General features: G+C 69.7%; 19 protein-coding genes. 12 read left to right on the top strand and 7 right to left on the bottom strand.

Annotated elements, in window-relative coordinates:
- Positions 1-3: 3 nt before the first annotated feature.
- On the bottom strand, positions 4-795 hold the full coding sequence (locus tag ACIA5C_RS39680) for a L,D-transpeptidase family protein (protein WP_396064593.1): 792 nt from the start codon (positions 793-795) through the stop codon (positions 4-6).
- A gap of 184 nt (positions 796-979) precedes the next feature.
- Between ACIA5C_RS39680 and ACIA5C_RS39675 the strand changes: the two genes are divergently transcribed.
- Together ACIA5C_RS39675 and ACIA5C_RS39670 are read left to right on the top strand one after the other, a co-directional pair.
- Entirely contained in the window at positions 980-1,609 is a 630-nt protein-coding gene (locus ACIA5C_RS39675; protein ID WP_396064590.1) for a CGNR zinc finger domain-containing protein, read from the top strand.
- A 40-nt stretch (positions 1,610-1,649) separates the two neighbouring features.
- Positions 1,650-2,423 (top strand): zf-HC2 domain-containing protein, encoded by a 774-nt coding sequence (locus tag ACIA5C_RS39670; protein ID WP_396064588.1) that lies wholly within the window; start codon positions 1,650-1,652, stop codon positions 2,421-2,423.
- 119 nt (positions 2,424-2,542) lie between these two features.
- Here the strand turns inward: ACIA5C_RS39670 and ACIA5C_RS39665 are convergent, their stop codons facing one another.
- The 3 genes from ACIA5C_RS39665 to ACIA5C_RS39655 form a co-directional block, all read right to left on the bottom strand.
- Complete coding sequence (locus tag ACIA5C_RS39665; protein ID WP_396064586.1) at positions 2,543-2,776, bottom strand: hypothetical protein; 234 nt, start codon at positions 2,774-2,776, stop codon at positions 2,543-2,545.
- A 72-nt stretch (positions 2,777-2,848) separates the two neighbouring features.
- The gene (gene mscL / locus ACIA5C_RS39660; protein ID WP_396064678.1) at positions 2,849-3,292 is read right to left on the bottom strand and encodes a large conductance mechanosensitive channel protein MscL; all 444 of its coding nucleotides are present in this window, start codon (positions 3,290-3,292) and stop codon (positions 2,849-2,851) included.
- A 111-nt stretch (positions 3,293-3,403) separates the two neighbouring features.
- Positions 3,404-3,757 (bottom strand): STAS domain-containing protein, encoded by a 354-nt coding sequence (locus ACIA5C_RS39655; protein WP_396064584.1) that lies wholly within the window; start codon positions 3,755-3,757, stop codon positions 3,404-3,406.
- Between the two features lie 160 nt (positions 3,758-3,917).
- Between ACIA5C_RS39655 and ACIA5C_RS39650 the strand changes: the two genes are divergently transcribed.
- The 8 genes from ACIA5C_RS39650 to ACIA5C_RS39615 all read left to right on the top strand — a co-directional run bounded on the left by ACIA5C_RS39650 (position 3,918) and on the right by ACIA5C_RS39615 (position 14,337).
- A complete protein-coding gene (locus tag ACIA5C_RS39650) occupies positions 3,918-4,754 on the top strand; it encodes an STAS domain-containing protein (protein ID WP_396064582.1) in 837 nt (278 codons plus the stop codon).
- Between the two features lies 1 nt (position 4,755).
- The gene (locus tag ACIA5C_RS39645) at positions 4,756-5,175 is read left to right on the top strand and encodes an STAS domain-containing protein (protein WP_396064578.1); all 420 of its coding nucleotides are present in this window, start codon (positions 4,756-4,758) and stop codon (positions 5,173-5,175) included.
- On the top strand, positions 5,172-5,576 hold the full coding sequence (locus ACIA5C_RS39640; protein ID WP_396064576.1) for an ATP-binding protein: 405 nt from the start codon (positions 5,172-5,174) through the stop codon (positions 5,574-5,576). The genes ACIA5C_RS39645 and ACIA5C_RS39640 overlap by 4 nt, the downstream gene beginning before the upstream one ends.
- A complete protein-coding gene (locus ACIA5C_RS39635) occupies positions 5,573-6,604 on the top strand; it encodes a SpoIIE family protein phosphatase (RefSeq protein WP_396064675.1) in 1,032 nt (343 codons plus the stop codon). The genes ACIA5C_RS39640 and ACIA5C_RS39635 overlap by 4 nt, the downstream gene beginning before the upstream one ends.
- 20 nt (positions 6,605-6,624) lie before the next feature.
- Positions 6,625-7,941 (top strand): sensor histidine kinase, encoded by a 1,317-nt coding sequence (locus ACIA5C_RS39630; protein ID WP_396064672.1) that lies wholly within the window; start codon positions 6,625-6,627, stop codon positions 7,939-7,941.
- The gene (locus ACIA5C_RS39625; protein ID WP_396064574.1) at positions 7,938-9,479 is read left to right on the top strand and encodes a SpoIIE family protein phosphatase; all 1,542 of its coding nucleotides are present in this window, start codon (positions 7,938-7,940) and stop codon (positions 9,477-9,479) included. Before ACIA5C_RS39630 ends, ACIA5C_RS39625 begins: the two co-directional genes overlap by 4 nt.
- Positions 9,466-10,245 (top strand): hypothetical protein, encoded by a 780-nt coding sequence (locus ACIA5C_RS39620; protein ID WP_396064572.1) that lies wholly within the window; start codon positions 9,466-9,468, stop codon positions 10,243-10,245. The genes ACIA5C_RS39625 and ACIA5C_RS39620 overlap by 14 nt, the downstream gene beginning before the upstream one ends.
- Before the next feature lie 129 nt (positions 10,246-10,374).
- Complete coding sequence (locus tag ACIA5C_RS39615) at positions 10,375-14,337, top strand: discoidin domain-containing protein (protein ID WP_396064570.1); 3,963 nt, start codon at positions 10,375-10,377, stop codon at positions 14,335-14,337.
- Between the two features lie 46 nt (positions 14,338-14,383).
- Here the strand turns inward: ACIA5C_RS39615 and ACIA5C_RS39610 are convergent, their stop codons facing one another.
- A complete protein-coding gene (locus ACIA5C_RS39610) occupies positions 14,384-16,450 on the bottom strand; it encodes a S9 family peptidase (protein WP_396064568.1) in 2,067 nt (688 codons plus the stop codon).
- A 151-nt stretch (positions 16,451-16,601) separates the two neighbouring features.
- Between ACIA5C_RS39610 and ACIA5C_RS39605 the strand changes: the two genes are divergently transcribed.
- The gene (locus ACIA5C_RS39605; RefSeq protein WP_396064566.1) at positions 16,602-17,711 is read left to right on the top strand and encodes an FAD-binding oxidoreductase; all 1,110 of its coding nucleotides are present in this window, start codon (positions 16,602-16,604) and stop codon (positions 17,709-17,711) included.
- Here ACIA5C_RS39605 and ACIA5C_RS39600 read toward each other — a convergent pair.
- Entirely contained in the window at positions 17,708-18,328 is a 621-nt protein-coding gene (locus ACIA5C_RS39600; RefSeq protein ID WP_396064564.1) for a dihydrofolate reductase family protein, read from the bottom strand. The two genes, ACIA5C_RS39605 and ACIA5C_RS39600, sit on opposite strands and share 4 nt — an antisense overlap.
- A 47-nt stretch (positions 18,329-18,375) precedes the next feature.
- Positions 18,376-20,409, bottom strand: coding sequence for a SpoIIE family protein phosphatase (locus tag ACIA5C_RS39595; protein WP_396064562.1), 2,034 nt, complete (start codon positions 20,407-20,409; stop codon positions 18,376-18,378).
- A gap of 114 nt (positions 20,410-20,523) precedes the next feature.
- Here ACIA5C_RS39595 and ACIA5C_RS39590 point away from each other — a divergent pair.
- The coding region (locus tag ACIA5C_RS39590; RefSeq protein ID WP_396064560.1) for a HAMP domain-containing protein at positions 20,524-22,141 on the top strand (1,618 nt) is incomplete at its 3' end.

Raw genomic sequence — 22,141 nt, 5'->3', positions numbered from 1 at the left:
GTTTCAGTAGACCCAGACCTTGGTCTTCAGCGGAACCTTGCCGGTCGACCAGATCCAGTTGATGGCGGCGTTCGACACCCGGGCACAGCCGTGCGAGGCCGGGTAGGGCGGGATGCTCGGCGCCCCGTGCACCGCGATGCCGCCGTTGAAGTATTTCGGGCGGAACAGGTCGCCGAGCGGACCGTGCCGCACGCCGTCGATCTGCCGGCCGACCTTGAAGTGGCCGGTCGGGGTGTCGGCCAGGTAGGTCTGCCCCTGGTAGTCGTAGTGCCGGTTGGACCCGGTTGACGTGTTGAGGGTGGCCACCACCGCGCCGTCCTTGACGAACATCATCAGCTGCTTCTTGAGGCTGATCTCGACCAGGTAGCCACTGCCCGCCTTCGACTTGGCCTTCGGGCGTACGCCCGCGTCGAGCGCCTTGCGGGTCTGCGGCCCGACCGTACCGTCGCGGCCGATGCCGGCCGCCTTCTGCAGCGCGAAGACTGCCTGCTGGGTGGTGCCGCCGAAGTTGCCGTCGGCCTTGCCGTTCCAGTAGCCCAGCTCGGTGAGCCGCTTCTGCAGGGCGACCACCTCGGCGCCCTTGGCGCCGACCTTCAGCTTCCTGGGCGCCGGCGGCTTGGTCTTTGTGGGCGTCGGCGTTGGGGTCGGCGACTTTGTCGCGCTCGGAGAGGGCGCGGCCGAAGAGGGTACGCCCGGAGACGGCGTGCTCGTGGTGCTCGTGTCGTCGCGGGAGCAGCCAGCGGCGAGCGTGATCGCGACACCGGCCGTCAGCAGGAACGTCAGAACCTTGCGCATCGGATCGCCTCCCTGGTCACACCCTGATCATTGCCGAAAAAGTCTCACTATGGCCATAGCTCCGACAATTACTGTCACTCTCCGCGTCCGGGGTAAGCCTCCTGATGATCGATGTCCACAGCGGTCGCCCGAACGGATCGGGAGGTGGACGGTGTCGTGAAAAAGAATCAAGTAGGCTTCGGCTATGTCGTGGAAGGCCAGTGCGCGCCACGGGGTCCGCGAGGCCCCGGCCGGCCTCGCGCTCCTGCAAGAGCTGATCAATACCCGGGCGACCATGTCCTACGGTGCTGACCTGCTGGCCACCGCCGACGACGCGCAGATCTGGCTGACCGAAGCGCTGGCGACCTGGTCCCGCGCATCCGGTCTGCCCGCGCCGATCCTGCTGATCTCGACCGCCGATCTGCGGGCGCTGCGGCGGCTGCGCACGACGTTCGAAAACGTGATCCTGGCCGGCGGCAACCCGGAGCCCGACGGCGCGCTGCCCCCGGCCGACGTGCCGGTGAGCCTGGTGCCCGACGCCGACGGCTGGGTGCGCATGGTCCCGACCGGCCGCGGCACCCGCTGGCTGGCCTCGGCCCTGTGGGCGGAGGCGCTGCTCGCCCAGCAGGCCGGGCTGTGGCCGCGTCTCAAGCTCTGCCACAACATCGACTGCCGGGCCGCCTTCTTCGACACCTCGCGCAACAACAGCGGTGTCTGGCACGACGTCAGCACCTGCGGAAACACGGCCAACCTGCGGGCTTTCCGGGAGCGCAAGCGGCTGCTCGGCGGCAGCGGCGGCCACCCGACGATGCCCGGGCCGCCCGGCCTGCGCTGAGGGCGGGAACCTTTCCGCCCTTCCGCGCGACTATGGGTTCATGGCTTGTGAGCGGTGGCGCGAGATGCTGTCTGCGCAGCTGGACGGCGAGGACGACCCGGCGGACCGGGCACTGGTCGAGGAGCACCTGGCCGGGTGTGCCGGGTGCCGGGCGTGGTTCGAGCAGGCGGCGCTGGTCAACCGGCTGACGCGTACGGCCGTGCCGGTGCCCGATCTGGGCGACCGGATCCTGGCCGCCCTGCCCGCCCAGCCCGCATCGCTGCCGCTGAAGCGGCGGTTTTCCTTCGCGACCCTGCTCTTCCTGGCCCTGGCCGGAGTCGGCGCGGTGCAGCTGATTCTCGGGCTCAACCAGATCGGTGGCGGGGTGACCGGGGCCCACGTGCACACCGGGCTCGACGCCACGCCGGGGCATCTGTGGAACGAGTCGGCGGCCTGGAACGTCTCGGTCGGCGCCGGCTACCTGTTCATCGCGCTGCGCCGCACGCGGCCGAGCGGGCTGGTACCGATGCTGACGGCGTTCGTCGGGATGCTTCTGCTGCTCTCGCTCAACGACCTCACCGGCGACCGGGTCGACGGCACGCGGCTGATCAGCCACGGCTTCGTGATCCTCGGATATCTGCTGGTGGTGGCCCTGTCGAAGATGCCGGGCGGGTTCGCCGCGCCGCCGGGGCAACGGATCGGTGCCGGGTCGGGGTGGCGGGCCAGCTTCGCCGACGACGAGGACGACGAGGTGACGGCGCCGACGCGACCGGGGCTGCGGCTCTTGCCGGGCGGTCCGCTCACCGCGGAGCACGAGGAGCGCCAGGCGGCCTGACCCCGGCGGGGAAGCTCTGCGGTCGCAGGCTGGGCGGCGCGCCGGCTGGAGAGACAGGCGGCGGGGCGCTCAGGCCGCAGAACGCAGGCCGGGATCGGTCGGATCGCAGGGAAAGGGTCTCAGCGGGCCGGCGGGCGGACCGACAGCTCGCGCCACTCGTCCGGACCGGCGAGCAGAGCCCGCACCGTGTCGAGAGCGGAGTCCTCGCTGTCGTACTCGAAGAAGTGCGACACCCCGTCGGCGCCACCCGCCCGCTGCTCGACATACCACTGGTCGCCGCTCACGCGTAGGTAGACATCCTTACGCGCGATGCGACCCCATTTGCCGTTCCACCAGTGCTTACGCTGTTCCATCCCGGCACTGTATCGAACATCTGTTCGAACGGCGCCGGGACGGTTGATCTTTTTCGCAGCGTGTCCAGGGGCTCACTGGTAGCGCGGGGGCTCCTCGTTTCCGCCCCGCGCCTCGCGGTGGGTCGAGGACGACGCGCGGCCGGCGACCAGGGCGTCACGGATCTGGGTGAGCAGGACGATCTCCTCGCTCGGCGCGGCCGGCGGCGGCTCCTCGCCACGGCGGCGGCGCTCGGCCAGCATGTTGAGCGGGTAGACGACCAGGAAGTAGAGAACCGCGGCGGTGATCAGGAACGTGATGATCGAGTTGAGGAAGCTCGCGTAGTCGAAAACCACGTTCCGAACGTGCCAGGCTCCCGGGGTGACGCCCTTGCCGCCGCCGATCAGCTGGATGAGCGGCTGGATGAAGCCCTTGGTGAAGGCCGTGACCACGGTGGTGAACGCGGCGCCGATCACGATGCCGACCGCGAGGTCGACGACATTGCCCCGCATGATGAAGTCTTTGAAGCCTTGGACCATCTTGCTCACGAGCACTCCTGGTATGCCGAGGGGTTCGTCCGTTTCATCCCGGCAGCAGGTGCCCACCACCGGTCGGCGACAAACTACGCCGACCGGCCCAAGCTGGAAAGATCAGTCCAGCGCGGGCTCCTCGGCGGTCACGGCTTCGTCAACCGTGGGATAGGTGTGCAGCACCTCGACCAGGCCGCTCACCTCGAGAATGCGCAGCACCCCGCGCTGCGGGGCGGCCAGTCGCACCGTGCCGCCGGCGTCGTCGGTGCTGTTCTTCGCGCGAACGAAGACCGACAGGCCGGTGGAGTCGCAGAACGACACCTCGGCCAGGTCGAAGACCAGCCGGGTGCGCCCCTTCTCCAGCAGGTCGCTGATCTGGTCCTGCAGCTGCGGGGCGGTGGCCATGTCGAGCTCGCCCGCGACCGAGACGACGACCATGCCGCCGTGCTGTTCCGTTTGTACCGTCAGGGACATTCAGGACCTCCAGGTATGTGGTGAACGGTACTCCAGATGGCCCGGCCCGTGCAGAACGGGGCGCACTGTTTCGAGGCTCCCAAGATTTAGTTGGCCCACAGCAAGTAACGGCCGGGCCGATGATAAAGTCCGCGCACGTAGACGAGCTGGGGAGAGTGCCGTGGCGCTGAGTACGGATGAGGCTAACCGCTTCGCCGTTCTGCTCGAGGAAAAACAGGACGCGCTGATCGCGGCGTGGAACGAGCAGATCGTACGCACCTTGCGAGGCCGGCTGAGCCACGCCGAACTCCAGCGACAGACCTCCGAGCTGCGCAAAGGCTTCCACCAGGCGCTGGCCGCCGACGCGCGGACGCTGAACGACGAGGCGGCCGCCGAGCTGCGTGCTCAGCTCAGCGAGCTGTCGGCCAGCCGGGCCCGGCAGGGCTTCACCGCCACCGAGACAGCGGTCAGCGTCTTCGGTCTCAAGGAGGCTCTACCCACCGTTCTCGATCAGGGCGCCGTCGACTCCGTCACGCTCCGCGACTACGTGGCCTTCTCGGCCTTCGTCGACGCGGCCGCCCTGTTCACCTTCGACAGCTACGTGCGCGCCCGCGAGGCGCTGATCGCCGACCAGGCCGAGCAACTGCTCGAGCTCTCCACCCCGGTGGTCAAGTTGTGGGAGGGCGTCGTCGCGGTGCCACTGGTCGGCACCCTCGACTCGGCCCGGGCCCAGGTCGTCATGGAGCGGCTGCTGCAGACGCTGGTCGACACCGGCTCGCCGTACGCGATCATCGACATCACCGGTGTGCCGGCCGTCGACACGCAGGTCGCCCAGCACATCCTCAAGACCGTGGTGGCGGCCCGGCTGATGGGCGCCGACTGCATCATCTCCGGCATCCGGCCGCAGATCGCCCAGACGATCGTCGCCCTCGGCATCGAGTTCGGCGACATCGCGACCAAAGCCTCGCTGGCCGACGCCCTGCGTTACGTGATCAGCCGTACGCGGCGGGAGCGCTGACATGGACCGGGTACCGATCCTCAAGATCGGCGATCTGCTCCTGGTCTCCATCCAGATCGACATGGAGGACCAGGTCGCCCTCCAGTTGCAGGAAGACCTGGCCGAGCGGATCGTCGCGACCGGCAGCCACGGCGTGCTCATCGACATCAGCGGTCTCGACATCGTCGACTCCTTCGTCGGGCGCACGCTGGCCACCATCGCCTCGATCTCCCGGGTGCTCGACGCCGAGACGGTCGTCGTCGGCATGCGCCCGGCGGTGGCGATCACGCTTGTCGAACTCGGGCTCTCGCTGCCCGGCATCCGCACCGCGCTCAACGTCGAACTGGGCATGCAGTTGCTGGCCCGCGAGGCGCCCGTCATCGGTGATCTCGAGGAAGAGGGCGACGACGAGGCCGAAACACCCGTGGTGCCCGCGTCGTGAGCGACCAGACCGGTCGCGTCGACGTCATCACCGATCAGGACGTCGTCCGCGTACGCCAGCTCGTCCGCACCGAGGCCGTGGCGGTGAAACTCTCCCTGGTCGACCAGACCAAGATCGTCACCGCCGCCAGCGAACTGGCCCGCAACACCCTCGTCTACGGCGGCGGGGGCACCGTCGAGGTCAGCCGGGTCGACAACGGCCGGCGACAGGGCATCCGGATAGTTTTCGCCGACCAGGGTCCGGGCATAGCCGACCTCGACCTCGCGTTCACCGACGGCTACACGACCGGCGGCGGGCTCGGGCTCGGCCTCAGCGGTGCCCGGCGGCTGGTCGACGAGTTCCACATCGACACGGCGGCCGGCCAGGGAACGAGCATCACCGTGACCAAGTGGTGCCGATGATCGGAGACACGGTGACGCTACCCGAAGGGCTCCTGGAAGAGGCAGGACTCTGGTTCCCGGTGGAGGCCGCCGTGACCGCCTCCTCGGTGCGCCGCTCGGCCGAGCGGCTCGCGGTCGAACTCGGCATGCCCGAACGCCAGGTCTCCGACCTCGCCATCGTCGTCGCCGAGGCGGCCGGCAATCTGGCCAAGCACGCCGACGAAGGAACGCTGCTGATCCGCCCCGTGCGCACGCTCGAGCAGGCCGGCGTCGAGATCGTCGCCATCGACAAGGGGCCCGGAATGACCGACGTCGCCCACTCGATCGGCGACGGACACTCCACGACCGGCACGCTCGGCATCGGCCTCGGCGCGATCGTCCGGCAGTCCGGATGGGTCGACCTGCACTCCGTACCGGGGAAAGGAACCGTTCTGGCCGCTCAGGTCTGGCCGTCCGTCGTGCCGGACCCGGTCTGGGCCTCGGGTCTGACTCGCCCGCTGACCGGCGAGCCGGTCAGCGGCGACGCCTACGCCGTGCGGGAAACCGAAGGCCGGCGCCAGGTTCTGATGTGCGACGGGCTCGGGCACGGCGGTCCGGCCGCGGTCGCGGCCGCCGCCGCCGTACGCGCGTTCGCCGAAGCCCCCTCGACCTCGCCGGCCGGGGTCGTGGAAGTCCTGCACCGCAAGCTCAACCACACCCGCGGAGCGGCCCTGGCGGTGGCCGAACTCGACGCGGCCGCGGGCGTACTCCGCTACTCGGGTCTGGGCAACATCTCCGGCACCCTGTTCGGCGCCGACGGCACCCGTCGCGGCCTGGTCTCGCTGCCCGGCATCGCGGGACACCAGCGCCGGCAGATCCGCGAATACGACTACCCGCTCGGCCGCGGAGCCGTGCTGGTCATGCATAGTGACGGGGTAGTCGATCGCTGGAACCCGGCCGACTATCCGGGCCTGTTCAGCCACTCGCCGATCGTGATCGCGGCGACCGTCCTGCGCGACGCCGGCATCCGCCGCGATGACGCCGGCGTCGTAGTGGCGCGCCTACCGTGACCGCCGAGCCGCTCATGCGGATGCCCCTGCGGATCGAGCAGGACATCTTCGTGGTGCGGCAACTGGGCCGTGAGGTGGCCCGGGCGGTCGGCCTCGAAGCCCAGGACCAGACCCGGATGGCCACCGCGATCAGCGAGGTCGGCCGGGTGATGCTGGCCGGCGGCCCGCAGGCCGAGGTCGCGTTCACGATCACGTCGAACGGGGTACCCGTTCTAGAGGTGGCGGTGCGCAATCCGGTGCCGGGCGACGCCGCCCGGCTGGCGCCCCAACTCGGGCAGGTCGGCCGTCTGGTCGACACGATGGAGGTCGGCGATGAGGAAAACGGAACAGTCGTACGGATGCTGCGACGGCTGCCGGCATCCGCGCCGGAGCTGACTTCCGAGCGTATGGAGGAGATCCGCGCCGATCTGGCCCGACACGTACCAGGGACACCCCTGGACGAGCTCAGCGTGCAAAATCAGCAGCTCATCGCCGCCCTTGACGAGGTGCGCCGGCAGCGCGACGACCTGGCCCGGCTCAACGCCGAGCTGGAGGAGACCAACCGCGGGGTGATGGCGCTCTACCACCAGCTCTCCGAGGAGCTGGAAGAAACCAACCGCGGCGTGGTCGCGCTCTACGCCGAGCTGGACGACAAGTCGGTGCAGCTGCGGGCGGCCAGTGAGGCCAAGACCCGCTTCCTGGCCAACGTGAGTCACGAGCTGCGCGCCCCGGTCACCGCGATCATCGGCCTGGGCCGGCTGCTCGCCGACGCGTCGTCGGACGCGCTGACCGAGGAGCAGGGCCGCCAGGTCGAGCTGATCCGGAGCTCCGCCACCGACCTGTTGTCGCTGGTCAACGACCTGCTCGACCTGGCCAAGGCGGAAGCCGGCCGGATCGAGCCGAACTGGGCCGACGTCGACCTCAAGGCCGTCTTCGGCCAGCTGCGGGGCACGCTGCGGCCGCTGGTCACCCGGCCCGAGGTCGAACTGATCATCGAAGAGCCGGCGCTACCGGCGCTGCGCTCCGACGAGGTGCTGCTCGCCCAGATCCTGCGCAACCTGCTCACCAACGCGCTCAAGTTCACGGCGGCCGGCTCGGTGCGGCTGAGTGTCCGCCCGGTCGGCGACGACATCGAGTTCGTGGTCGCCGACACCGGCGCCGGCATCCCACCCGAACTGCACGAGCGGATCTTCGAGGAGTTCTACCAGGTGCCGGGCAGCACCGCACTCAACGGCAAGGGCACCGGCCTCGGTCTGCCCTATGCCCGCCGGCTGGCCGGCCTTTTAGGGGGTGCGCTGCGGGTGGAGTCGGCGGTCGGCGAGGGCAGCACATTCACGGTTCGGTTGCCCGCGTCATGAACCCGGCCACGATCCTCGTCATCGACGACAGCGCGACCAAGCGATATCTGCTGGTCAGCTGGCTGACGCGGGCCGGTTTCACGGTGCGCGAGGCGGAAACCGGTACCCAGGCTCTCGACATGCTGCCCGGTGCCAAGATCGATCTGGTGGTCCTCGACGTCAAGTTGCCCGACATGAGCGGGTTCGAGGTCTGCGAGAGGATCAAAAGCGATCCGGCGTACGGCGTTATGCCCGTCATCCACGTCTCGGCGCACGCGGTGGACGTGGTCGACCGCACGCAAGGGCTCAACCGGGGCGCCGACGCGTACCTGGTCGAACCGATCGAACCGGACGAGCTGATCGCGACCGCCCAGGCCGTGCTGCGCTACTACTCGGCGCGGCAGCGGGCCGAGTCGCTGGCCGCCCGCCTCGTCCAGCTGGCCGAAACCACCCTGGCGATCAACTCGGCCTCCACCATCGAGGACCTGCTCGCGGTGGCGGTCGACGGGGCGTACCGGATCTTCGGCGGCCCGGCGGTGGTGCTGGCCGAAAGCGCGGACGGGCAGAGCCTGGCCGCGGTCGGATCGCCACCGACCATCCGGCAGTGGGCGCCGGCGTCGACGCCGGTAGCGGTCGGCTCCCTGGTCCGCACCGACGAGCCGGCCGACTGGGACGTGACCTCCTGGCCCTCCGACGACTCGGTCACCGTGGCCGCGGCCCGGCTGCGCGCCGACCGGCCGCCGGTCTACGTGGCCGTGACGACCAGCTCACAGACCCCCGGCTTCCCGGTGCTCCGACAGCTGTCCCAGGCGGTCGCGGCGGCGGTCGAGGCCCAGCGGTCGTACGACGAGGAGCACCGGATCGCGGTCACCCTGCAGCGGAGCCTGCTGCAATCCCGCCTGCCCGACGTGCCCGGCCTCGACCTGGCCGTACGCTACGAGCCCGCGGGCGCCCAGACCGAGGTCGGCGGCGACTTCTACGAACTGACCATGCTGGACGGCCGCCTGCTGGTCGCGATCGGCGACGTGGCCGGCCACTCCCTGCACGCGGCGACGGTGATGGCCGAGGTGCGGCACGCCGTCCGGGCGTACGCGGTCGAAGGCCACTCCCCGGCCGCCGTGCTCGACCTGGTCAACCGCTTCATGCGAACCGTGCTGCCGCAGGACTCGGCGACGCTGTGCCTGCTCACCCTCGACCCGGCCACGGGCGTGATCCGGCTGGCCTCGGCCGGCCACCTGCCCCCGCTGCTGCGTACGGACGACGGGGTGCACTTCATCGAGGCTCACGGCCCGCTGCTCGGCATCAACGCCGCCCGCCCGGCCGAGGCCGAGTTGGTCCTGCCACCCGGCGGCACGCTGGTCCTCTACACCGACGGCCTGGTCGAACGCCGCGACGCCGACATCGACGTGGGCCTCGGCCTGCTGGCCAAGGCGGCCGGCGACGTCGACCCCGACCTGGACGCCTTCACCCGCCGCCTGGTCCGCCTGCTCCCGGGCCCCGGCCAGCAGGCCGACGACATCGCGGTGGTCGCGTTGCGCCGGTGGCGTGAAGACCTGTGACCCTTCGGCCCGGCAGGTCGAGGCCGGCGACTACGTAGGGCGCCGCCCGCTCGAGTTTTTCGACGCCAACCAGGAGCTGATCCATGAGCTGCAGGCGATGGGTGTGACCGGCGTGACCACCCGCAAGCTGGAGCGATGGCGGCAGGCTCATGCGGCTCCGGCGATCGAGCAGATCTCGGTTGGCCGCGGCGGCACGGTAACTCGCTGGCCGCCCGGAGCGGCGCGTCAGATCGCTGCCCTCGTGGACTTGCTCAACCGGAATGTTCCGCTGCGGGAGTGCCCGCTTGCCCTTTTCTATCGCGGCTTCCCGATCGACCCGGCCGTGGTGCGGGCCGGATTCCGGGAGATGTATCGGGGTTTCGCCGATGTCATCGGTGACGACGGCGATCCGCTCGACCGCTCGGACGCGATGGCCCGGAACCTCGCCCGGCGACCGAGCCGGGCTTCGATGAGCCGCCAGTGGGAGAAGCGGCTGCGCCGCGACCGGGAGACCGACCTGGAAGACGTCCTGTCGGCGGGGTTCACCGGCGTGATCGCCGGTGAGGAGCCCACGCTGCCGGGCGTGGCTGCCCTGCTTCGCGCGGCGGCCCTCGACGAGCCGGTGCCGGCGGAGCTACCTCCCGACCTGCGGCGATATCTCGGACCGACCGCCGAGGACACCATTCCGCCGTCCCAGCGGGCGGAGGTCCAGAGCCGGATGGTGGGCTGGCTCCAGGCTCACCCGGAGGTCATTGCCGCCCTCGGCCCGCACTTCGGCGAGGCCTGAGTCGGAGGTCGTCCGCTGATTATTGCCGGACGATGTCGGCTTTATTCAAGTCTTGACATGATTGGATCCGGCGCGCAGCCTGACAACGTTGTCAGCCCGGTACTTCCGGGCACCCTTTGGAGGTTTTGGATGCCCGTTTCTCGCCGGACCTTTCTTTCCGCGGGGGCCACGCTCCTGGCGTCGATCGGCGCGAGCGCTGTCCTTCCTGACGGTGCCGCGCAAGCCGCAAGCCCCGCCGATCCGAAGCAGACCGACCTTGCGCTCTACCGCCCGGTCGCCGTCTCCTCGACCGACTACGCGCCCACCCCCGCCTCCTTCGCGGTCGACAGGCTGGCCCAGGTGGGCGTCAAGGGCAGCGGCTGGCGGGCGGCGACCGGCGATCCACAGTGGATCTCGGTCGACCTGCAGGCGTTGTGCCGGGTCGAGGCCGTGACGCTGGTGTTCGAGGCGACCGCGGCCGACCCGCCGTTCGACGGTAACTTCGGGAACACCGACGGGGACGAGATCCGGTCCAGCGCCGCCGTCGCGTACACCTTGGACGTCTCCACCGACGGCCGGAACTGGAAGTCCGTCAAGAGTGTGACCGACGGTGCCGGAGGCACCGTGGCGATCCAGCTGGATCAGCCGGTCGTCGCGCGCTGGGTGCGGCTGAGCGTCACTAAGCGGACCAACACCAACCCGGTCGGTCTCAACGGCTTTCAGGTTTACGGCACCGCGACCACGCCGCGTCCCGCGGCCAAGGGCTGGACCAGTTGGGAGGGCGGCAACACCAAGCCGGTCCCGGCCCTGACCGTCGCCGACGACGGCACCGTGCCGCTGGAGTCGGGCTGGTCGCTGACCCTGGACGACTTCGTCGGCGCGCCGCCGACCGGCGCCGGCGTGGACACCCGCGACTGGCTGCCGGCGACCGTACCCGGAACCGTGCTGGCCAGCCTGGTCGAGCAGGGTCACCTGCCCGACCCGGTCGGCGGGTTCGAGAACATGCGCATCCCCGAGGCGCTGTCGCGGCACGAATGGTGGTACCGCCGGCCGTTCGAGCTGCCCCGGGGATTCGATGCGTCGAGGCACGTCTGGCTCGAGTTCGACGGCGTCAACCACCAGGCCACGACGTGGGTCAACGGCGTCGAGGTGGGTACGGTGGTGCATCCTTTCGCCCGGGCGGCCTTCGACGTCACCGCGGCGCTGAAGGGGCGAACCGACCACGTCCTGGCCGTCAAGATCACGCCGATGCCGCACCCCGGCACCCCCGGCGACAAGGGCAAGGACGGCAACACGTTCCTCCAGGGCGGCCACATCTTCCTGGACTCGCCGACCTATCTCGCGGTGTCGGGCTGGGACTGGATGCCGGCCGTCCGCGACCGGGTCAGCGGCATCTGGAACCACGTGCGCCTGCGCAGCACCGGCGCGGCGGTGCTCGGCGACCCGCACGTCGTGACCAAGGTGCCGAGCGCCCGGTCGGCCACGGTGGCGATCTCCGTGCCGGTCCGGAACGCGGCCACGACCGCCACCACGGTGACGGTGCGAGCCCAGTTCGACTCGGCGAAGCTCACTCGTACGGTAACCGTCCCCGCCGGACAGACAGCGACCGTCACCTTCGACACCGTGACGGTGCGCAATCCCAAGCTGTGGTGGCCGAACGGTTACGGCGACCCGGTGCTGCACGACCTGACGCTGACCGCGACGGTCGGCGGCCGCACGAGCGATGAGAGGGCCACGAAGTTCGGCATCCGGGAGTTCTCGTACGACTGGGACCAGCCGGTGGTCATCTCGCCGCCCGCGATCCCGCCGCTGAACTTCGACAACGGGCACGCCACCCAGACGATCACGTTCGACAAGCAGAACGCCCGATACGTACGCATCCTCGCGGTCCAGCGCGCGACCGGTTGGGGTAACTCGATGTGGTCGCTGGAAGTGCGGAACGGCGACGGCGGCACCGACCTCGCCCTGCACCGGCCGGCCACGGCCTCGTCGGCCGACAACGATTCGGACGCGGCGACCAACGTCACCGACGGCGACCCGAACACCCGCTGGTCGAGCAGCTACGACGACAACCAATGGGTCCAGGTGGATCTCGGCGAGGCCACGGACTTCGATCGGGTCACCATCGTGTGGGAAGCGGCCTATGCCCTGAATTTCAAGGTGCAGGTCGGCCTGCAGAGCGGCGATGAAAAAGACGTCAAAGAGGTCAGCAACGAGACCAAGATCGGTGACACCGGCGTCCAGACCGAAACCTTCCCGGCGCAGAACGCTCGATATGTCCGCATCCTCGGCGGCCGCCGCACCACCTCGTGGGGCATCTCGATGTGGACCTTGACCGTGAAGAGCGGAAGCGGCCCCGACCTCGCCCTCCACAAAGGCGTCACGGCGTCGGGCGACGACGGCAACCCGGCCTCCAACGCCGTCGACGACAACCCGCGCAGCCGCTGGTCGAGCCGGTACCAGGACGGCGAATGGATTCGAGTCGATCTCGGTGCGGAGACCACCTTCGACACCGTCGTCATCGCCTGGGAACAGGCCTACGCCCGCGACTACACGATCCAGATCTCGAACGACGACCAGAACTGGACCGACGTCAAGAAGGTCGACAACACCGCCGTTGAACTCAAGATCAGCGTCAACGGGACGCCGGTCTTCGCCCGCGGCGGCAACTGGGGCTGGGACGAACTGCTGCGCCGGACCGAGCCCTACCGCACCCGCGACACCGTCGCGATGCACCGCGACATGAACTTCACCATGATCCGGAACTGGCTGGGCAGCAGCAACCGCGAGGAGTTCTACGCCGCCTGCGACGAGTTCGGCATCCTGGTCTGGAACGACTTCTGGGAGGCCGGCCAGTTCATCGAGTCGTCGCCGACGTACATCGAGATCGCGGCCGACACGATCCGCCGCTACCGCACGCACCCGTCGATCGCAGTCTGGTGCGGCGCGAACGAGGAATACCCGCCGGCCGCCATCGGTGCCGGGCTCGAAAAGGCGGTCGCCGACGAGGACCCCGAGATCATCTACGTGCCGTCCTCGAACGCCGGCATCGTCAGCGGCTCCGGCCCCTGGCACTGGATCGACCCCGCCCTCTACGCCGACCCCAACCAATACCAGGCCGGCGCCTTCGGCTTCCACACCGAGATCGGCATGCCGGTCATCCCGGTCGTCGAGACCATGCGCAACCTCGTCGGCGATCAGCCGGAGTGGCCGATCAGTGAGGTCTGGAACTACCACGACTGGTCACCGATCGGGAACCAGCACACGGACCGTTACCAGGCCGCCATCGACGCTCGGTTGGGTGCCTCGACGTCGCTGGAGCAGTTCGCGGCGCGGGCCCAGTTCGTCAACTTCGAGAACCACCGCGCGATGTTCGAAGCCTGGAACGCCAGCCTCTTCCAGAACGCGTCCGGCCTGCTCCTGTGGATGTCGCATCCGGCCTGGTACAGCACGGTGTGGCAGACCTACGACTACGACCTGGACGTCAACGGCGCCTACTACGGCGCCCGCAAGGGTTGCGAGGCCCAGCACGTGCAGGCCGACCCGGGCACCTGGAAGGTGCGCGCGGTCAACCACACGCCGACCGCGCTGCACGGCGTCACGGTGTCGGCCACCTGCTACGACCTGCACGGCAAGCAGCTGGGAAACACGCAAACGCAGAAGATCGACGTGCCGGCTTCCGCCGGCACGCCCGCGTTCGTGGTCACGGCTCCGGCGGGTCAGGCGCTTCATCTTGTACGCCTGGAACTGCGCGACAACCGCAACAACGTGCTCTCCGAGAACACCTACTGGCGTTACCAGAAGGACACGGACATGCAGGCGCTCACCTCGCTGCCGAGGACCCGGCTCGGCGTGTCGACCAGCGGCGTGAAGCGGTCCGGCGACGATGACCAGCTGACGGCGACCGTCACCAACCGTGGGCCGAGCGTGGCCGCGCTGATCCGGCTCGCGGTGCGTGACAGCCACGGCGACCGCGTGCTGCCTGTCCGCTACGACGACAACTACTTCTGGCTGCTGCCGGGCGAGTCACGGAAGGTCACGCTCTCGTGGCCGTCGCGTCTGGGTTGCTCGCACGGCGTACAGGTGTCGGCCGAGGCGTATAACGCCGCTTAGAAAACGCAAAAGGCCGGGCAGGATCTGCCCGGCCTTTTGCGTACGCCTAAGCCAGTCCGAGCACGTCCAGCACCCAGGAAAGGACGAACGCCTCTTCCTTCCAGGAGTCGTAGCGCCCGCTCGGGCCCGCGTGGCCGGCACCCATCTCGGTCTTGAGCAGGTAGCTGCCCTCAGGGGCGACCGCGCGCAGGCGGGCGATCCACTTGGCCGGCTCGTGATAGAGCACGCGGGTGTCGTTGAGGCTGGTCATCGCCAGGATCCTGGGATAGGGCAGCTTGTCGACGTTCTCGTACGGGCTGTACGCCTTCATGTAGGCATAGACGTCAGACGATTCGATCGGGTTTCCCCACTCTTCCCACTCGGTGACCGTGAGTGGCAGGTTGGGGTCGAGAATCGAGTTGAGCGGGTCGACGAACGGCACCTCGGCCACGATCCCGGCGAACGCCTCCGGGGCCAGGTTGGCGATTGCGCCCATCAGCAGGCCGCCGGCCGAACCGCCGCGGGCGACCAGCCGGGCCGCGGTCGTCCAGCCATGCCGCACCAGGGTCTGGGCGCAGGCCACGAAGTCGGTGAAGGTGTTTTTCTTGGTGAGGAGTTTGCCCTCCTCGTACCACTTGCGGCCCATCTCGCCACCGCCCCGGACGTGCGCGATGGCGAAGACGACGCCGCGGTCGAGCAGCGAGAGCCGGCTGATCGAGAAGTACGGGTCGATGCTGTATTCGTACGACCCGTAGCCGTAGAGCAGCGCCGGCGCCGAGCCGTCGCGCGGGGTGCCCTTGCGGGCCACGATCGAGATCGGCACCCGGGTGCCGTCGTCGGCCGTCGCCCAGTCGCGGAACTGCTCGTAGTCGTCGGGGTTGTAGTCGCCCAGCACCGGCTTGCGCTTGCGCAGCGTCATGGTGCGGGTGACGAGGTCGACGTCGTAGACCGACTCCGGGGTGACCATCGAGGTGTAGCCGATGCGGACGGTCGCGGTGTCGTACTCCGGGTTGCCGGTCAGCCCGACACTGTAGAGCGGCTCCGGGAACTCCATGTCGTAGGAGTCCGTGCTGCCGTCGCCCATCACCCGCAGGCCGGTCAGCCCGTCGCGGCGCTGCGAGATCACGATGTGCCGCGTGAACGCGTCGACCGATTCGAGCCGGGTGCCCGGGCTGTGCGGGATCAGTTCGACCCACTCGCCGGGGTTGTCGGCCGACGTGTAGGCCAGCGCGAAGTCTTCCGCATCTTTGTTGTGCAGGATCAGGAAGCGGTGCCCGTGGTGTTCGATCGAGTATTCGACGCCCTGCTCGCGCGGCGCGATCACGACCGGCTCGGAGGTCGGCTCCTCGGACGGGATGACGCGGACCTCGGAGGTGACCTTGCTGTTGGCGTCGATGACGATGAACTTCTCGCTGCGGCTGAGCTCGACGGAGACCCAGAACCGCTCGTCGGGTTCCTCGAAGACCAGCACGTCGTCGACGCCGGCCTGACCGACCGCGTGCCGCCAGACCCGGTAGGGCCGCCACGCGTCGTCGACGGTGATGTAGAACAGTGCGCTGCCGTCGGCCGACCACGCGCTGCCGTAGTGGGTGTCGGTGACCTCGTCCGGCAGCACCTCGCCGGTGCGCAGGTCCTTCACCCGCAGGGTGAACCGCTCGTCGCCGTCGAAGTCGGTCGAGTAGGCCAGGCGGTTGCCGTCGGGGCTCACGTCGAAGGTGCCGAGCGCGAAGAAGTTTCTGCCCTCGGCGAGTTCGTTGCCGTCGAGCAGCACCTCCTCGCCGGGGCGCTCCTCGCCCATCGGTGGCCCGTCCTGGCCCGGCTGCACCGGGACCCGGCACTGGATGCCGTACTGCTTGCCCTCGACGGTGCGCGTGTAGTACCAATGCGCGCCCTTGCGGCTGGGCACCGAGAGGTCGGTCTCCTGGGTGCGGCCCTTGATCTCCTGGAAGACGGTGTCGCGCAGGGTGGCCAGGTGCTCGGTGGCCCGCTCGGTCCAGGCGTTTTCCGCCTCGAGATAGGCGGTGGTCTGCGGATCGTCCTTGTCGATCAGCCAGAAGTATTCGTCGTTGACCGTGTCGCCGTGGAAGGTGCGCTCGTGCGGCACCTGTCGGAGCGAAGGCGGGCTGTCAGTCACGCCTTTACGTTACCGGTGCCTCAGCACTTTTTTGTCCACCACGGAGACCGCGCGTTCGAACACATGTACTATATGCCAGAGTGGACGATCTTCAGACCGGTCGATCGTGGGGTGGCGGTGAACCGGCGGCCAAGCCTGGGGGGCTTCCGACATGAGTGACCCGGTCCTCGACGCCCTCGTGGACATCTGCGGTCCCGACTACGCACGTGCGGGCCGTTCCATCGACGCGGTCGGCGGCCGACGGGCGGCCTATGTGGCCGTTCCGGCGACCGCGCAAGCCGCCACCGACGTGCTCCGGCTCGCGGCCGACCGCGGCCTGAGCGTGCTGCCGCGCGGCTCGGGCAGCAAGATTGACTGGGGCCGGCCGCCGGCCGGCGTCGACCTGCTGCTCGACACCGCCCGCATGGGTGGCATCTGGCATCACGACGTGGGAGCGGCCACCGCCGAGGTCGGCACCGGCACGCCGGTCCGGGCCCTGCAGGCCGCGCTGGCCCTGCGCGGCCAGCGCCTGCCGGTCGACCCGCCGTCACCCACCGCCACGCTCGGCGGCATGCTCAGGGTCAACGAGTCGGGTCCGCTGCGCCTGCGCCGTGGCACCCCGGCCGAGCACGTCGACCGCATCGCCTACGTGGATCGGGCCGGCGAGGCCGGCGAGTCCGACGGCGAGCGGGGCCGGCCCGGCATCTCGGAGGTCACCGGCGTGATCACCAGCGCGACCGTGCGGCTCGAGGCATTGCCCGCGTCCCGTCGCTGGGTCGGAGTGACCATCGGCAGCCCGCTCGAGATGCGTGATCGGGTCGAGCAGGCCCTCGACGAGCATCCCGCGCTCGCCGCGCTCGAGGTCGATCTTCCGGGCGATCGGCCCGGCACTCTGGCCGCCCTGTTCGAAGACGCGGACGCCGAGGCTCTGGCCCAGGCGTGGGGCACGATGGGCACCCCGATCGCACCGCCCTGGTGGGGCCGCTACCCGTTCGGCCGCTCCGAGGTCGCGCTGCGCGTCTCGACACCGGTCTTCGACCTGGCCGCCGCGGTTTATGCGCTCGGCGACGCGACCGGGCGCCCGGTGCCGGTGCGTGGCTCGGCCGGGCTGGGCATCGTCCATGCGGTGCTGCCCGGCGATCTGCCGCCCGACCGGCTCGACAGCGTCCTCGACACGATGGGCCACATCTTCCTGGCCCGCACCGGCCGGGTCGCGGTGGTCTCGGCCCCGCCCGAGGTCGCGTCGCGGCTCGACATGGCGGGCCGCCACGAACTGTTCTAGCGGCCGATGATGGCGTGCTGTTTCGACGGCCGAGCGGTCGACGGGTGGTGGCGCAGGCCGGCGATCGTGCCGACGGCGTAGGTCAGATAGGCGAAGCGTCCGACCGGGGCCGCCCCGGTGAGGATCAGTTCCTGCGACGAGAGGTGCCGGGGCAGCAGCGGCACGCCGGCGCCGAGCAGCACCGGGGCGATGCCGATGATGATCTCGTCGAGCAGGCCGTGGTCGACGAACTGGCCGACCAGGTCGCCGCCGCCGGCCAGCCACACGTTCTTACCCTTGGCCGCCACGACCATCGCCTCGTGCACGCGCTGCACGTCGCCGCTCACCATGAAGATGTTGGCGTCCGGCACCAGCGGGAGCTCGCGGCTGCCGAAGACCCAGCACGGCACGTCGCCGTAGAGGTCGTGCCAGTTCTGGGGCTCGGCCAGCACGTTGTCGTTCTCCAGCACCCACTCGTAAGTGTTCGCGCCCATGCAGAAGGCGCCGACCCCCGCGAAGAAGCCGCCGAACGGGTTTTTGTTGCCGCCGTCGACGTCCATGAGCCATTCCAGCGAATTCTGCTCGTCGGCGATGAAGCCGTCGATGCTGGTCGCCGTGTAGTACTGGGTTTTCGGCATGCCCTCACGATGCCACGCGAATGTCGCCGAAAGGGGCGAAATCGACGTCAGGCGTCGTTTCTCAAGACGAGGATGGCGATGTCGTCGCGAGGTTCCTCGACCGAGAAGTTGATCGTGGTCGAGCGTAGGCGGGCGGCGATCACGTCGGCCGGGTAGCCCGCCAGCGGGCCGGCTGCCTCCCGCAGCCGTCCGGTGCCGAACAACTCGCGGCCCCGCCGGCGCTCGGTCACACCGTCTGTATAGAAGATAAGCGAATCACCGGGCTGAAGTCGGACTTCGACGTCCGGGGAGGAGATCGCCTCGAGCAGGCCGAGCGCGGTGCCGCCCTCGCCGACGAACGACGTCTTGCCGTCCGAGCGCACCAGCACCGCGCGATCGTGGCCGGCCAGGTGCAGGCAGACCGAGAGAAGGCCGTCCGGCTGGCGTTCGACCATCGCCATCGCGAGCGTGCAGTAGCGCCCGCCGCCGCGCTGCACCAGCGTGCGGTTGACCCGGCAGAGGATCTCGGACATCGGCTTGCCATCGTCGACCAGGATGCGGATCACGTCGCGGACCAGGCCGGTCACGGTGGCCGCCTGCACTCCCTTACCGGAGACGTCGCCGACCACGACCAGCCAGTGGTTGTCGCCGGCCGGGACCACGTCGTAGAAGTCGCCGCCGACCTCGGAGCCGGTCGGCACGTACTCGGCCGCGAAGCCGATGCCGTCGACGTGGGGCAGGGCGGGCGGGAGCAGCGAGGCCTGCAGCGTTCGCGCGACTGTACGCCGCTCGTCGTGGATGCGCGCGTTGTCGATCGCCAGCGCGGCCCGTCGAGCCACGTCCTCGACGACCGCGACCTCGTCGGCGTCGTGCTTGTGCCGCGGGTTGCGGCCGACCGCGAGCGTGCCCAGCCGGGTGCCCCGGGCGACCAGCGGCACCGCGAAGCCCTCGTTGGGCGCGCCGAACATGATCTGGGTGCCGAGCCGGGACGCCTCCTCGAGCCGGGCCAGGATCGCGTCCGGCCCGGTCTCGGCGAGGGTGGTGTGCAGCTCGGGGATCGCCGTCTCGTCGGCGTGGGTGGCCGCGGCCAGCTGCAGCCGGCCCCAGGCGTCGGTGGTGTGCACCGCGCACCACTGGCCGAGGCGGGGCACCACCAGCTGCGGGATCAGCGCCATCGTGAGGTTGACGTCGAGCGACTGGGCGAGCAGTTCGCTGGCCTCGGCCAGGAAGGTCAGCCAGGTCTGCCGGCGCAGGTCGGCGCGGCGCAGCCGGTCGTTCTCCAGGTGCAGCGAGAGCCGCTCGGCGACGATCGTGGCCAGCGGCTGGGCGTAGCCGGTCGGCGAGGCGTCGAGTTCGAGCTCGCCCGAGTAGGGGCGGTGCACGGTCAGCGGCACCCGGATCGTGGCCGCGTCGTCGCGCGGGGCCCGGCCGTACCGCGCCAGCTGCTGGCGGCCGCCGCCGTCGCCGCGGTCGAGCCGCACCACCCCGCCGGCCGCGCCGGTGAGCCGGGCCAGCCGCGACATCAGCTCGGTGGCGAACTCGGCCAGGCCGTCGTCGCCCGACCGCCCGGGGTCGATCTCGAGCAGCGACGTCAGCGAGCCGACGCTCGGCGTGCCCGCTTCGGGCACGTGGCCGGCCGGCAGGGTGGGGGTGGGCTCGGCGGTCGCACCCTCGAGGCGGAACCAGACACCCTTGCCGGTGCCCTCGTGCACCGTGCCCCAGCGGCTGGCGAAGTGGTCGACGAGCAGCAGGCCGCGGCCGCGCTCGGCCACCTCGCCGATGTCGACGCTCTCGTTGCGGGGGCCGACCGCGAGCTGTTCGACCGGGCCGGGCGCGAAGTCGGTGACGGTCACGGTCAGGCCCGTCCGGTCGGCCTGCACCTCGATGTCGAGCTCGGTGTTGGCGTGCACGACCGCGTTGGTGGAGAGTTCGGTGGTCAGCAGCAGCGCCTCGTTGAGCAGCGCGTCGAGGCCGGCGTCCTCCAGCACCGACCGCACCAGCGCCCGTGCGGCGGCGGGGGTGCGGCGGTCGTTGGGCAAGCGGACACGGCGGGTGAGTCCACCCGCCGGTGTGTCCGAGATCGCTCCGGCCTCCACTGACACGCATGCATCCTCTCTTGTTGAAGGCCCAATGCACAAAGTCGTGTCTCGCATTGACCCGGTCGGGCGAGAGAGGATAAAGCCCGAGAGGCCACGGCACAGCGAGTGAGGACCAGCATGACTGCGGCTAAAGAGGCCAGCGTCGGCATGCCCGACGACACCGCGCTGCTCGGCGAACTGGCCGAAGCGCTCCGCCGGGTGCGACGCGGCGATCTCAAGGTCCGCCTGCCCCGGCGCAGCGGGGCCGCGGGCGAGGTCGCCGACGCGTTCAACGAGGTGGTGTCGCTGCAGGAGCGGCAAAACCTCGATGTACGGCGAATCAGTCGCATCGTCGGTCGTGACGGCCGGCTGACCGAACGGCTGGACGACGAGGGGCTCGACGGCGCCTGGGCCGACAGCGTCCGCTCGGTCAACTCGTTGATCGACGACCTGGGCCGGCCGACGACCGAAATCTCCCGGGTCATCGTGGCGGTGGCCGAGGGCGACCTCTCCCAGCACATGGCTCTCGAGATGGATGGGCGACCCCTCCGGGGTGAATTCCTCCGCATCGGCCGCACGGTCAACACGATGGTCGACCAGCTGTCGTCGTTCGCCGACGAGGTCACGCGGGTCGCGCGCGAGGTGGGTACCGAGGGCGAGCTGGGCGGTCAGGCCGACGTACGCGGTGTGGCCGGCACCTGGAAGGACCTGACCGACTCGGTGAATCTGATGGCGTCCAACCTGACCCACCAGGTGCGCTCGATCTCGCAGGTCGCAACCGCGGTCGCCCGGGGTGACCTGTCGCAGAAGATCACGGTTTCCGCCCGCGGCGAAGTGGCCGAACTGGCCGACACCATGAACGGCCTGACCGACACCCTGCGGCTCTTCGCCGAGCAGGTGACCCGGGTGGCCCGCGAGGTGGGCACCGAGGGCAAGCTGGGCGGCCAGGCCGAGGTCCCCAACGTCGCCGGCACCTGGAAAGACCTCACCGACTCGGTCAACTCGATGGCGTCCAACCTGACGAGCCAGGTGCGCAACATCGCCCAGGTCTCGACCGCGGTGGCCAAAGGCGACCTGTCGCAGAAGATCACGGTGGCCGCGCAGGGCGAGATCCTCGAGCTCAAGGACACCGTCAACACGATGGTCGACCAGCTCTCGAGCTTTGCCGACGAGGTCACGCGAGTGGCCCGCGAGGTCGGCACCGAGGGCAAGCTGGGCGGTCAGGCCCAGGTCCGGGGCGTTTCCGGTACGTGGCGGGACCTCACCGAAAACGTGAACCAACTGGCCAACAACCTCACCGACCAGGTGCGCGACATCGCCCAGGTCTCGACCGCGGTCGCCAAGGGTGACCTGTCGCAGAAGATGACGGTCGACGCCCGCGGCGAGATCCTCGAGCTGAAAAGCACCGTGAACACGATGGTCGACCAGTTGTCGTCGTTCGCCGACGAGGTGACCCGGGTGGCCCGCGAGGTCGGCTCGGAAGGCAAGCTCGGCGGCCAGGCCCAGGTCAAGGGCGTGTCGGGCACCTGGCGCGACCTGACCGACAACGTCAACTACATGGCGTCGAACCTGACCAGCCAGGTGCGAAACATCTCCAGCGTCACCACGGCCGTGGCCAAGGGCGACCTCTCGCAGAAGATCACGGTCGACGCCCGCGGCGAGATCCTCGAACTGAAGACCACGGTCAACACCATGGTCGACCAGTTGTCGTCGTTCGCCGACGAGGTGACCCGGGTGGCCCGTGAGGTGGGTTCGG

Source organism: Actinoplanes sp. NPDC051343, from assembly GCF_044455125.1.
Lineage (GTDB): Bacteria > Actinomycetota > Actinomycetes > Mycobacteriales > Micromonosporaceae > Actinoplanes.
Note: the sequence above shows the minus strand (reverse complement) of the source record. Positions and strands in the feature narration are given on the sequence as shown.